The sequence below is a fragment of the Ramlibacter paludis genome (assembly GCF_022012305.1).
GTDB lineage: Bacteria > Pseudomonadota > Gammaproteobacteria > Burkholderiales > Burkholderiaceae_C > Ramlibacter > Ramlibacter paludis.
In genome coordinates this window covers 428,010-439,867 of record NZ_JAKLTM010000001.1, presented here as the reverse complement: position 1 = coordinate 439,867, position 11,858 = coordinate 428,010, and the positions used below count along the sequence as shown (strand labels likewise).

The 11,858-nt window shown below is 68.9% G+C and carries 11 protein-coding genes; 9 read left to right on the top strand and 2 right to left on the bottom strand.

Going from position 1 to position 11,858, the window contains the following annotated elements; genetic code table 11:
* Positions 1-9: 9 nt before the first annotated feature.
* Entirely contained in the window at positions 10-744 is a 735-nt protein-coding gene (locus LZ009_RS02300; RefSeq protein WP_275696262.1) for an FFLEELY motif protein, read from the bottom strand.
* Positions 745-786: 42 nt separating this feature from the next.
* Between LZ009_RS02300 and LZ009_RS02295 the strand changes: the two genes are divergently transcribed.
* From LZ009_RS02295 to LZ009_RS02285, 3 genes are all read left to right on the top strand, one after another.
* Positions 787-1,698 (top strand): esterase/lipase family protein, encoded by a 912-nt coding sequence (locus LZ009_RS02295; protein ID WP_275696261.1) that lies wholly within the window; start codon positions 787-789, stop codon positions 1,696-1,698.
* 82 nt (positions 1,699-1,780) lie between these two features.
* Entirely contained in the window at positions 1,781-2,434 is a 654-nt protein-coding gene (locus tag LZ009_RS02290) for a helix-turn-helix transcriptional regulator (RefSeq protein WP_275696260.1), read from the top strand.
* A gap of 61 nt (positions 2,435-2,495) precedes the next feature.
* Positions 2,496-3,155 (top strand): Crp/Fnr family transcriptional regulator, encoded by a 660-nt coding sequence (locus LZ009_RS02285; protein WP_275696259.1) that lies wholly within the window; start codon positions 2,496-2,498, stop codon positions 3,153-3,155.
* On the opposite strand, the gene LZ009_RS02280 is transcribed toward LZ009_RS02285, so the two are convergent.
* Positions 3,121-4,887: a tetratricopeptide repeat protein gene (locus LZ009_RS02280; protein ID WP_275696258.1), complete on the bottom strand. Its 1,767-nt coding sequence runs from the start codon at positions 4,885-4,887 to the stop codon at positions 3,121-3,123. The genes LZ009_RS02285 and LZ009_RS02280 overlap by 35 nt on opposite strands.
* Positions 4,888-5,030: 143 nt before the next feature.
* On the opposite strand from LZ009_RS02280, the gene LZ009_RS02275 reads away from it, so the two are divergent.
* From LZ009_RS02275 to gmhB, 6 genes are all read left to right on the top strand, one after another.
* Entirely contained in the window at positions 5,031-5,687 is a 657-nt protein-coding gene (locus tag LZ009_RS02275) for a GNAT family N-acetyltransferase (RefSeq protein WP_275696257.1), read from the top strand.
* A gap of 76 nt (positions 5,688-5,763) precedes the next feature.
* Positions 5,764-6,645, top strand: a complete 882-nt coding sequence (locus tag LZ009_RS02270) for a CorC family transporter (protein WP_275696256.1) — start codon at positions 5,764-5,766, stop codon at positions 6,643-6,645.
* Entirely contained in the window at positions 6,642-8,195 is a 1,554-nt protein-coding gene (gene lnt / locus LZ009_RS02265; protein ID WP_275696255.1) for an apolipoprotein N-acyltransferase, read from the top strand. Before LZ009_RS02270 ends, lnt begins: the two co-directional genes overlap by 4 nt.
* Positions 8,196-8,259: 64 nt before the next feature.
* On the top strand, positions 8,260-9,165 hold the full coding sequence (gene glyQ / locus LZ009_RS02260; protein WP_275696254.1) for a glycine--tRNA ligase subunit alpha: 906 nt from the start codon (positions 8,260-8,262) through the stop codon (positions 9,163-9,165).
* 3 nt (positions 9,166-9,168) lie between these two features.
* On the top strand, positions 9,169-11,274 hold the full coding sequence (gene glyS / locus LZ009_RS02255) for a glycine--tRNA ligase subunit beta (protein WP_275696253.1): 2,106 nt from the start codon (positions 9,169-9,171) through the stop codon (positions 11,272-11,274).
* 11 nt (positions 11,275-11,285) lie between these two features.
* Positions 11,286-11,855: a D-glycero-beta-D-manno-heptose 1,7-bisphosphate 7-phosphatase gene (gene gmhB / locus LZ009_RS02250; RefSeq protein ID WP_275696252.1), complete on the top strand. Its 570-nt coding sequence runs from the start codon at positions 11,286-11,288 to the stop codon at positions 11,853-11,855.
* The last annotated feature ends 3 nt before the right edge of the window (positions 11,856-11,858 follow it).

The window sequence follows — 11,858 nt, the reverse complement described above, 5'->3', positions numbered from 1 at the left end:
CGCGCCGGGCTAGCGGGCTTGTCCTAGGATGCGCGCCAGTTCGGTCTCGCAAGCGACAGGCTCGGCGTCGAACAGAAGGCGCAGCACTTCCCGCTCGCGCGCTTCGATCATGGCCAGGAAGACCGCCACGCCGTCGCGCGATCGCGCGACGGCCGCAAAGGTGTCGAAGCCCGCCTCCAGGAAGCGCTGCAGCGAAGCCATCCCTGCCGCGGTGGCCGGTCCCCGCATCATCTTCAGCATCAGGCGCAGGCCCGGGAGGCGCGTGATGCGGCCCATCTCGCGGCCGATCGCCAGCACGCGTTCCAGCTGCCGCTCGCGCTCGGCGCGGCGCCCGACGCGCCGCCAGGCTGCAACGTAGCGGGCTACCTCGTCGCCGGACGAGGCCTCCATCGCGATGGCCATCGCGTGGTCCAGCGACTCGGTCAGGGCATGCAGTTCGGCCAGGGCCGCCGCCGTCTCCGCCACGTCACGCGGGAACAGCTTCTCCATCGCGCCGGCGATGCGCGCGAACTGCGCATCGCGTTCGGCGTAGTCGCGATCCGTGTACAGCTCCTCGAGGAAGAAGCGCGTCGCCGTCGCGTACGGGCCGCCGGCCAGCAGGTCGGCATAGGTGCCACCGAAGCGGCGCGACTGCAAGGTCTTCACCGCCGAGACCGCGGCCCGGATGCGTGGCACGGCCTGGTTCTCCTGCCGCAACTGTTCGACTTCGGCAACGGCGCGCCGGATGCGTTCAGCGGTGTTCATCGAGGCCACAGTCTAGCCATCCCGTGGCGGATACTCGAAGCCATGCCGGTCCGCTCCCAGCTTGCCCGACTCCTGCGCCGCATGGGCTATGTCCAGGCGGTCGCCGCCCTGGCCTGGCTGGCATTCTGGGCCAGCCGTGCGCCGGCGCTCGCCTGGACCGGCTTTGTGCTGCTGCTATTGCTCGCGCCCATCGTGCTGGCCATCGAATTCGCCTTGCTCGCCCTGGTCGCGCGCGGCGACCGGGATGTCCCCGATGCTTCCCCCGCGCAGCTGCTGCGCGCGTGGCTGGGCGAAACGCGCCAGCTGTTCCAGGTCTTCTACTGGCGGCAACCACTGCGCTGGCGGGAGGTTGACGATTACCTTCCGCCAGAAAGCGAGGGGCGCACCGGCGTGGTCCTGCTGCATGGCTTCATGTGCAATCGCGGCTTCTGGGCGCCCTGGATGCGCAGGCTGCGCGAGCGCGGAGTCCCGCACATCGCAGTCAACCTCGAACCGGTGTTCGGCGAGATCGACGCCAACGGCGACTGCGTCGAAGAAGCCGTCCGACGCCTGACGGCGTTGACCGGCAAACCCCCCGTGCTCGTCTGCCACAGCATGGGCGGACTCGCGGCGCGCAGCTGGCTGCGCACGCATGGCGCGGCCAACCGTCTGCAGCACGTGGTGACCATCGCCAGTCCCCACCATGGCACCTGGCTCGGACGCTTCAGCCGCCGCCCCAACGGCCGCCAGATGCGCCTGGACAGCGGCTGGTTGCGCGGCTTGCAGCAACACGAATCCGCGCACCCGCGGCCGCCGTGGACCTGCTGGTACACCAACTGCGACAACATCGTGTTCCCGCCGTCGACCGCACGCCTCGAAGGCGCCGACAACCGCTTCGTCCCCGGTCGCGCCCACGTAGACCTGGCCTTTGCCCCGGAGGTGATGGACCACACGCTTTCCGTGCTGTCCAGGTGAATCTTTCACAAGGGCTCCCCCGGAAAATGCCTCACGCCGGGGGCTCCCGCCTTCCTAAGCTGTGCGCCGAGGGAGTGAAAAGATGAACCATCTGGCTACGACCAGCCCCTTGGGCGTGGGGCATTTGCGGGCAGCCCACGAGCGCGTGGGTGGCGCCTTGGCAATGCTTTTGGACGAACTGGCACACGGCGTCGTCCTGGCCAGCTCCGAGGGCCGGCTGCTGCTGGCCAACCAGGCCGCGCGCCAGGTGCTGTCGCGGGGCCAGCCGCTCGCCGTGCAGGAAGGCTATCTCCAGGCCCACGATCCGAAGCAGACCCGCGTCCTGCGGCAAGCCCTGGCCAAGGGCGGCGCCGGCAAACGAAGCCTGGTGAGCCTGCGCTGCCCCGCGGGCTGGGGCTTGAGCGTCGCCGTGGTGCCGTTGCGCGGGGAGGGGCCGGCCCGGGCGCCGACCCTGGGCCTGTTCCTTTCCCGCACCTCGGTATGCGACAGCCTCATGCTGTGCTTCTTCGCCCGCAGCCACGGGCTGACCCACAGCGAGGAGCAGGTGCTCGCTATCCTGTGCCAGGGCTGTTCGGCGCCCGAGGTGGCGGTGCAGCTGAAGGTAGCGGTGTCCACTGTGCGCAGCCATATCCGCAGTCTCTGCGCCAAGACGCAGTCGAGCGGCGTGCGGATGCTGGTGGGGCGGGTCGCCGTCCTGCCCCCGCTCGGCTCGCCGCTGCACCATCCGGTCCACTAGCGCCGGCCCTCTTGGGCTGCGCTTACTGCCGTGCTAGAGTGATTTTTCAAGGGGGGACGCCATGAACGTGTCCAGGACTGCCGCGGAGCAGGAGCGGCTCATTGCGATGCTCGAACCGTCCATCGGCCGGCTGGCCGCGCGCGGCATCCTGCGAAGTTATCGCAAGAACACCATCCTGCTGAACGAAGGCGAACCCGGTGATTCGCTCTTCGTGCTGCTCCAGGGCCAGGTCAAGGTCTACGCCACCGACGAAAACGGCCGCGAGATCACCTACGGCACCATCGTGGCGGGCGACTACTTCGGCGAGATGTCGCTCGATGGCGGCCCGCGGTCGGCTTCGGTGATGTCGCTCGGGCCGGTGCTGTGTTGCCTGGTCACGCGTCAAGCCGTGTTGCAGCACCTCGACGAGGAGCCGACCTTCGCGATCAAGCTGGTGACGCAGGTGATCCGCCGGGCGCGCTCGGCCACCGAAACGGCGCGGCAGATGGCGCTGCTCGATGTCTACGGCCGCGTGATCCATACGCTGGAAAGCGAGCATGGTCCGGCCGCGGCACAGACGCCCGTGCAGCTCACGCAGATCACGCACCAGCAGATCGCCAGCCGCGTCGGCGCGTCGCGCGAAATGGTGAGCCGGCTGCTGAAGGACCTGGAAAAAGGCGGCTACGTGGAACTCGGCGTCAAGCGCATCACGTTGAAGAAGAAGCTGCCGGCACGCTGGTAGCTTCAGCCCCCGGGACGCCCGCCAGCGCAAGGGCGTCGACCGCCTGCTGCCCCAGGATCGCTGCACCGGCGCCGCCCTCGGCATACACGCGCAGCGTGAAGTCCGGCCGCAGTGCCAACAGCTGCTGCACGGTGGCCCGCGCGTCATCGAGGCGACCGACTGCGTGCTGGGCCAGCGCCAGCACGCACAGCGTGGGCACGCTCTCGGGCTGCGCGGCGGCGGCGCTGTGGGCCAGTTCCAGGGCGCGTGCGGGCTCACCTGCCACCAGCGCCGCCTGCGCCGCGATGCGCTCGTACCAGGGCCGCACCTGTTCCAGCCTGCAGAGAACGAGCGCACGTTCAGCCAGAAGCAGCGCTTCGGCGCCCTCGCCACGCAGCGCCAGCAACTCGCCTTGCAGCAGCAAGCCGAGGGGGTCGTCGGGCTTGTGCCGCAGCAGCTGGATGTAGCGCGCCGCCGCCAGCTGCGCATCGCGCTGCAGGTGCAGATGCATCTGGCCGCCCAGGCACAGCGCCAGAGATGAGCGCGGATCCGACTTGAGCGCCGCATTGGCGTACTGGCGCGCCATGCCCACCTGCGTGCGCCGGTCGCTCGGCCCTCCCTGCCAGAGGTTCAGCACATGCCAATGCGCCAGCCAGGCAAGTACGGCCGGGTGGTGGCGGTTGCGTTCCAGCAGGTGCTCCAGCATCGCGCGGGCGCGTTCCAGGTCGCCGGGCGCGAGCCGGTGCATCAGGTCGATGGCGCCCAGCAGCAGGGTGTGGTTGGCGAGCGTGGGCAGCGGCCGGCCGCGCCCCCGTTCCGACTCGCTGGCCACCAAGCCCGAGACCACCGCCGTCACCACGGCCTGGATCAGCGTCGCATTCTCGGAAAAGAGCTCGGACGAGGTGCCCTTGTAGCTGTGGGCCCAGGCGACGTGGCCGCTCGTGGCTTCGCTCAGCTCCACGAACAGCCCGATCCGCCCCTCGGCGTGCCGCGCGTGCCCGCGCAGCAGGTAATGCGCGCGTTCCGCGACGGGCTGCGTCCCGCCCAGCCGCGACAGGACCTGCACTTCGCCGAGTTGCGCCAGCGCTGCCACCACCTCGTCGGCCACCGCCTCGCCGAGGCCCTGGGTGCCGACGTCTTCGGTGAACGGCAGCACCGCGAGCGCCACGCGTGTCGGAACGCGTCCACTGTCGGCGGCCGGCAGCACGGGCGCGCGACCTGCACGTCCCACCCGAAACGCCCGCACAGGTTGCCGCACGTGCTTCAGGTGGCAGTGCCCCAGGTCCTCCAGGAAGCCTTCGAGCTCGCCGCGGATGCGGTCGCGCAGGGCGGCGGAGATGACGATCTCGCCCGGACCCGCCAGCGTGGCGATGCGCGAGGTGAGGTTGACGTCGGTGCCGTAGATGTCGTGTTCATCGGCGACGAAGTCCGCCACGTGCGCGCCTATGCGCAGGTGCACGTGCTCCTCCAGCGGCAGGCCGTGGTTGCTTTCGTCGAACCAGGCCTGCATGGCCAGCGCGGCCCGCAGGCAGCCTTCCGGATCGGAGAATTCCACCATCAGGCCGTCGCCCAGGCTCTTGTGCATGCGCCCGGTTTCCTGCGGCAGGTGGCTCTTGAAGAAGGTGATGAACCCGTGCCAGCGGCGGATGAATTCCTGCTCGTCCTGCTCCATCAGCCGCACCGACTCGACCACGTCGGCCACGGCGATCACCTTGGTATGGCGAGCGAGTCGGTTGGCGACGGCTCTTGGCATTTCTTGCAGTTGGCTGGCAGCGGTGCCGAAGGCGGCTATTTTGAAACAGCTTGCGACAATTGCCCGTCCTGCCGATTAGGTAGTACTACCGTTCTCGGCCTCCAAACCCTTGGAGGGCTCGGGGAAACCCTTAGATTAGAGCCATGTCCGAGACGCCTGCCCTCTTCAAGCCCGCGGGGATCGTGCCGATCCGCTCGCTGGGCGCCGGCCAGCGCGAACGCATCCTCAAGCACCTGCTGGCCCTGGACGCCCAGGATCGCTACCTGCGCTTCGGCTACGCCGCCACCGACGAGCACGTCCAGCGCTACGTGGAACAACTCGACTTCGAACGCGACGAGGTTTTCGGCATCTTCAACCGCCGGCTCGAACTGATTGCCATGGCGCACCTCGCCTTCATTCCGGAGCCGGGTGCCACGCCGGGCGCGGAATTCGGCGTGTCCGTGCTGAAGAAGGCGCGTGGTCGCGGCTACGGCGCCCGGCTGTTCGATCGGGCCGTCATGCACGCGCGCAACGAGGGCGTGGAGCTGATGTTCATCCACGCGCTCTCCGAGAACGTCGCCATGATCAAGATCGCCCGCAATGCGGGGGCGACGCTCGAGCGCGCGGGCAGTGAAACGGAAGCGTACCTGCGCCTGCCGCCCGCCACGCTCGAAGGCCGCGTGAGCGAGTTCCTGGAAGAGCAGATCGCCCAGACCGACTATCGCCTGAAGAAGCAGGCGCGCAATTTCCTGGACCTGCTGGCCACCGTCCAGGAGATCCGTTCCGGCGCCAGCAGCACGCGCGGCAAGTCCGGCCGCTGAACGGCCGCACCGCCGGGCAGCCCCCGCGCGCGGCCAATCCGCTATCCTATTGGTCCCTCCACTCCGCCTCACGGCTGTGTCAGAACCACACCCTGCGCGCGCCACCGCATCCGACAAAACGGACAAACGCACCTTCCTGCAGAAGGTTGCCGAATTCATCCACCCAGGTCCGGACTCCACCGAGGAGCTGATCGAAACGCTGGCCGACGCCGAGGACAACGACATCATCGGCCCGGAGTCGCGCGTCATGCTGGAAGGCGTGATCCGCATGGCCGGGCTCACCGCCGGCGACGTGATGGTCGCGGCCCCGCGCATGGACTGCGTGAACGTCGACGCCCCGTACGAGGAAATCCTCAACGTCGTGATCGACACCGCGCACTCGCGCTTCCCCGTCTATGAAGGCGACCGGGACAACATCATCGGCATCCTGCTGGCCAAGGACCTGCTGAAGCTGCAGCGCGCGCCGACGTTCAATCCGCGCCAGTTGCTGCGGCCGGCCACCTTCGTGCCGGAAAGCAAGGGGCTGAACGACCTGCTGCGCGATTTCCGGGGCAATCGCAACCACCTGGCGATCGTCATCGACGAATTCGGCCGCGTGGCGGGCCTGATCACCATCGAGGACGTGCTGGAGCAGATCGTCGGCGAGATCGAGGACGAGTTCGACATCGCCGAGGACGAGGGCGACATCTTCGGCCTGGCCGACCAGACCTATCGCGTCAGCGGCGACACCTCCATCGAGCGCGTCAACGAAGCCTTCAGCGTCCGGCTCGAAGGCAAGGAGGCCGACCAGGACTTCGACACCATCGGCGGGCTGATCGCGCACGAGATGGGCCACGTGCCCAAGCGCGGCGAGTCGACGGTGCTGGGCGGGCTCAACTTCGTGGTGCTGCACACCAAGGGCGGCGCGGTGCGCTGGTTCAAGGTGACGCCGGTCGACGCCGCCGGCCGCAACGCTTGAGCCCGCGGATCGCGCTGTTCGCTTCCGTGCTGCTGGCCGCGCTGGCCGGCGTGCTGCAGGCTTGCGCGATGGCCTCGCCCTGGGACGGGCAGCCGCAGTGGTGGCTGCAACTGCTCTCGCTCGCCGCGCTGTGCGCACTCCTGCAAAGGCAGGTCACGCCGCTGCGCGCCGCGCTCATGGGCTGGATCTATGCCCTGGCCTGGCTGGCCGCGACCTTCTGGTGGCTGTTCATTTCCATGCACGTCTACGGCGGCCTGCCGGCGCCCCTGGCCGTGGTGGCGGTCCTGGCGCTGGCGGCCTTCCTCGCTTGCTATTACGCCGCTGCCTGCGCCGGGCTGGGCTGGCTGGCGCCGCGCAACACGCTGCCCACCGGCCTGCTGTTCGCGCTGCTGTGGCTGGCGGCGGAGCTCGCCCGGGTCACCTGGTTCACCGGCTTTCCCTGGGGCGAGGGCGGCTATGCCCACACCGATGGACCGCTGGCGCTGCTGGCGCCCTGGATCGGCGTGCATGGCATCACCGCAGTGGCCGCAGGGCTGGCCTGGCTGCTGGCCTTGTTGCTCGATCCGGTCATGCGCGGCAGGCGCCGCTACTGGCTGGTCGTGGCGGCCGGCGCGGGGCTGCTGGCGGCCTGCACCGCCGCACAGCGCCTCGCGCCCATGGAGCAGCCGATCACGCGCCCGGTGCGGGTGGCGCTGCTGCAGGGGAACATCCCGCAGGACGAGAAGTTCGAGGGCGGCAGCGGCATCCCGCTGGCGCTCGGCTGGTACGGCGAGGAACTGGCGAAGACGAACGCCGCGCTGGTGGTCGCGCCCGAAACCGCCTTGCCGCTGCTGCCGCAGCAACTGCCCGAAGGCTACCTGGACGCGCTGCGCAACAGCTTCAAGCCGGGCGGCCGCGCGGCGCTCGTCGGCATTCCGCTGGGCAGCTACGAGCAGGGCTACACCAACTCGGTCATCGCCATCCAGCCGGACGGCGCCAGCTACCGCTACGACAAGCACCACCTGGTGCCTTTCGGCGAATTCATCCCGCCCTTCTTCAAGTGGTTCACGCGGCTGATGAACATCCCGCTGGGCGACTTCAACCGCGGCGACGTGGGGCAGCCTTCCCTGGAGTGGCAGGGCGAGCGCTGGGCCCCCAACATCTGCTACGAGGATCTGTTCGGCGAGGAACTGGGCGCCCGCTTCATCGACCCTGCGCGCGCGCCCACGGTCTTCGTCAACGTCAGCAACATCGGCTGGTTCGGCAATTCCATCGCCATCGACCAGCACCTGCAGATCAGCCGCATGCGCGCGCTGGAGTTCGCGCGGCCCATGCTGCGTGCGACCAACACGGGCGCGACGGTGATCATCGACCGGCGCGGCGTAGTGACACGAGCCTTGCCGCGCTACACCCGTGGCGTCCTGCTGGGCGACGTGCAAGGCGGCCGGATCATCACCCCGTATGCCTGGTGGATCGCGCGCCTGGGACTCTGGCCCTGGTGGGCACTGGCGGCGGCCGCGGCGGTTGCCGCCTGGGCCCTGCGCCGCCGCGGGGCCGCCCCCTACAATTGACGGTTCCGCGGGCCGCCGGCCCGCGCCTGATTCCGGGAGCGGCCGCGGCCGGTCCCGCAGCCCCATGCTCACATTCCAGCAAATCATCCTGAAGCTGCAGTCGTACTGGGACGCACAGGGCTGCGCCCTGCTGCAGCCCTACGACATGGAAGTCGGCGCCGGCACTTCGCACACGGCCACCTTCCTGCGCGCCATCGGTCCCGAACCCTGGAAGGCCGCCTACGTGCAGCCCAGCCGCCGGCCCAAGGACGGCCGCTACGGCCAGAACCCGAACCGCCTGCAGCACTACTACCAGTACCAGGTGGTGCTCAAGCCCGCGCCGGCCAACATCCTCGAGCTGTACCTCGGTTCGCTGGCGGCCCTGGGCTTCGACCTGAAGAAGAACGACATCCGCTTCGTCGAGGACGACTGGGAGAACCCGACGCTGGGCGCCTGGGGCCTGGGCTGGGAAGTCTGGCTCAATGGCATGGAAGTCACGCAGTTCACCTACTTCCAGCAGGTGGGCGGCATCGACTGCAAGCCGATCACCGGCGAGATCACCTACGGCCTCGAGCGCCTGGCGATGTACCTGCAGGGCGTGGACAACGTCTACGACCTGAAGTGGACCGAGGGCCTGAGCTACGGCGACGTCTACCACCAGAACGAGGTGGAGCAGTCGACTTACAACTTCGAGCACAGCGACGCCGACTTCCTGTTCACCGCCTTCGGCGCGCACGAGAAGATGGCGAAGCACCTGATGGAGCAGCAACTGGCGCTGCCGGCCTACGAACAGGTGCTGAAGGCGGCGCACAGCTTCAACCTGCTGGACGCGCGCGGCGCGATCAGCGTGACCGAACGCGCGGCCTACATCGGCCGCATCCGCAACCTGGCGCGCAGCGTCGCCCAGAGTTACTACGAAAGCCGCGAGCGGCTGGGCTTCCCCATGGCGCCGCGCGAATGGGTGGCCGACATGCAGAAGAAGGCGGCCTGAGCGATGGCGAACAAGAACCTCCTGGTCGAACTCTTTGTCGAGGAACTGCCGCCCAAGGCGCTGAAGAAGCTGGGCGAGTCCTTCTCCGGCGTGCTGCTCGAGCAACTGAAGGCGCAAGGGCTCGCAACTGCCGATTCGAAGCTCACCGCCTTTGCTTCGCCGCGCCGGCTGGCCGCGCACATCACCAACGTCGCCGCGCAGGGCGCGGACAAGGCGGTGTCGCAGAAGCTGATGCCGGTGAGCGTGGGCCTCGATGCGAGCGGCAATGCGTCGCCCGCGCTGCTGAAGAAGCTGCAGGCGCTGGGCGCCGACGCGTCGGCGGTTCCCGGCCTGAAGCGCGCGATGGACGGCAAGGCCGAAGCGCTCTTCTACGACAGCACGGTCAAGGGCGCGAAGCTGGCGGAGGGCCTGCAGAAGGCGCTGCATGAAAGCCTCGCCAAGCTGCCGATCCCGAAGATCATGACCTACCAGCTGCAGGACGGCTGGAGCGACGTGAAGTTCGTGCGCCCCGCGCATGGCCTGGTGGCACTGCACGGCAGCGAGGTCGTTCCCGTCCATGCGCTGGGACTGCAGTCCGGCCGCAGCACGCAGGGCCATCGCTTCGAAGCCGCCAAGGCCACGGTCAGCCTGGACGATGCGGACAGCTATGCCGCGACGCTGGAAAAGGACGGCGCTGTGATCGCCGGCTTCGAGGCCCGGCGCGCCGAAATCGTGCGCCAGCTCGAGGCAGCGGCGGCAAAGGTCGGCGGCGGCGCCAGGCCCATCGAAGACGAAGCGCTGCTCGACGAAGTAACCGCGCTGGTCGAACGCCCGAATGTCCTCGTCTGCGAGTTCGAAAAGGAATTCCTCGCGGTGCCGCAGGAATGCCTGATCCTCACGATGAAGGCGAACCAGAAGTACTTTCCGTTGCTGGACGCCCAGGGCAAGCTCACCAACAAGTTCCTGTTAGTCAGCAACATCCGGCCGCAGGACGCGAGCGCGGTCACCGGCGGCAACGAACGCGTGGTGCGCCCGCGTCTCGCCGACGCCAAGTTCTTCTTCGACCAGGACCGCAAGAAGACGCTGGAGTCGCGCGTCGCCGGCCTGGCCAAGGTGGTCTACCACAACAAGCTGGGCACGCAGGGCGAGCGCATCGAGCGCGTGCGCGCGATCGCCAAGGTGATCGGTGCGCAACTGGGCAGCGACCACCTGGCGCATCAGGCCGACACGGCCGCCCGCCTGGCCAAGGCAGACCTGCTCACCGACATGGTGGGCGAGTTCCCCGAGCTGCAAGGCATCATGGGCGGCTACTACGCGCGCCACGACCAGCTGGGCGACGACGTCGCCTCCGCCATCGAGGACCACTACCGCCCGCGCTTCGCCGGCGACGCGCTGCCGCGCAATGACGTCGGTGTCGTGGTGGCCCTCGCCGACAAGCTGGAGACGCTGGCGGGCCTGTTCGCCATCGGTCAGTTGCCCACCGGCGACAAGGACCCGTTCGCGCTGCGCCGCCATGCCCTGGGCATCGTGCGCATGCTGATGGAGAGGGACCTGCCGCTGAACCTGGGCGACCTGGTCGTGGAAGCGCTGGGCCTGTTCCCGCAAGCCCAGCCCGGCACCGCGGAGCAGCTCACCGACTTCATCTACGACCGCCTGGCCGGCTCCTTGCGCGAGCAGGGCTACAGCGCGCAGGAAGTCGACGCCGTGCTGGCGCTCAAGCCGCAGCGCCTGGGCGACGTCGCCAAGCGCCTGGCCGCGGTGCGCGCCTTCGCGGCGCTGCCGGAAGCGCCGGCCCTGGCTGCGGCCAACAAGCGCATCTCCAACATCCTGAAGAAGGCCGAACAGGCCGATGCGCACGTCAATCCGCAGTTGCTGAAGGAAGAAGCGGAGAAGGCGCTGTACGAGGCGACGCAGAAGATCGCGCCGCAAGCAGGTACCCGCTTCGACGCCGGCGACTACACCGGCTCGCTCCAGGCGCTGGCCGCGCTGCGGGGGCCGGTCGATGCCTTCTTCGACGACGTGATGGTCAACGCCGAGGAAGCCGACTTGCGCCTGAACCGGCTGGGCCTGCTCGCCACGCTGCACCAGGCGATGAACCGCGTGGCCGATTTGTCTCGCCTGGCGCAGTAAAGGTGCACACGATGAAGCTCGTCATCCTCGACCGCGACGGCACCATCAACGTCGACAGCGACGAATTCATCAAGACGCCGGACGAGTGGATGCCGCTGCCCGGCGCGCTGGAAGCCATCGCGCGCCTGAACCACGCCGGCTGGCACGTGGCGGTGGCCTCCAACCAGTCGGGCCTCGGCCGCGGCCTCTTCGACGTCGCCTCGCTCAACGCCATCCACGCCAAGATGCACAAGTCGCTGGGCACGCTCGGCGGCCGCATCGATGCCGTGTTCTATTGCCCGCACAGCCCGGACGAAGGCTGCGCCTGCCGCAAGCCGCTGCCCGGCCTGTTCGAGCAGATCGGCGAGCGCTTCGGCGTCGACCTGAAGACGGTGCCGGCCGTCGGCGACACGCCGCGCGACCTCCAGGCCGGTGCGGCCGTGGGCTGCCAGCCGCACCTGGTGCTGACCGGCAAGGCCGAGGCCTTGCGCGGCAAGCCGCTGCCGCCCGGCACCTATCCCGCCGACACGGTGGTGCACCAGGACCTGGCCGCCTTCGCCGACTGGCTGATCGCGCGCGCCCCGGCGCCGCGGCCCACCTGAGAT

Bases quoted from the DNA above. Each gene is read 5' to 3' on its own strand.
- glyQ (WP_275696254.1), top strand. From the start codon at position 8,260: ATGCTCACATTCCAGCAAATCATCCTGAAGCTGCAGTCGTACTGGGAC.
- LZ009_RS02280 (WP_275696258.1), bottom strand. From the start codon at position 4,887: ATGCCAAGAGCCGTCGCCAACCGACTCGCTCGCCATACCAAGGTGATC.
- glyS (WP_275696253.1), top strand. From the start codon at position 9,169: ATGGCGAACAAGAACCTCCTGGTCGAACTCTTTGTCGAGGAACTGCCG.
- LZ009_RS02295 (WP_275696261.1), top strand. From the start codon at position 787: ATGCCGGTCCGCTCCCAGCTTGCCCGACTCCTGCGCCGCATGGGCTAT.
- LZ009_RS02290 (WP_275696260.1), top strand. From the start codon at position 1,781: ATGAACCATCTGGCTACGACCAGCCCCTTGGGCGTGGGGCATTTGCGG.
- LZ009_RS02275 (WP_275696257.1), top strand. From the start codon at position 5,031: ATGTCCGAGACGCCTGCCCTCTTCAAGCCCGCGGGGATCGTGCCGATC.
- LZ009_RS02285 (WP_275696259.1), top strand. From the start codon at position 2,496: ATGAACGTGTCCAGGACTGCCGCGGAGCAGGAGCGGCTCATTGCGATG.
- LZ009_RS02300 (WP_275696262.1), bottom strand. From the start codon at position 744: ATGAACACCGCTGAACGCATCCGGCGCGCCGTTGCCGAAGTCGAACAG.
- gmhB (WP_275696252.1), top strand. From the start codon at position 11,286: ATGAAGCTCGTCATCCTCGACCGCGACGGCACCATCAACGTCGACAGC.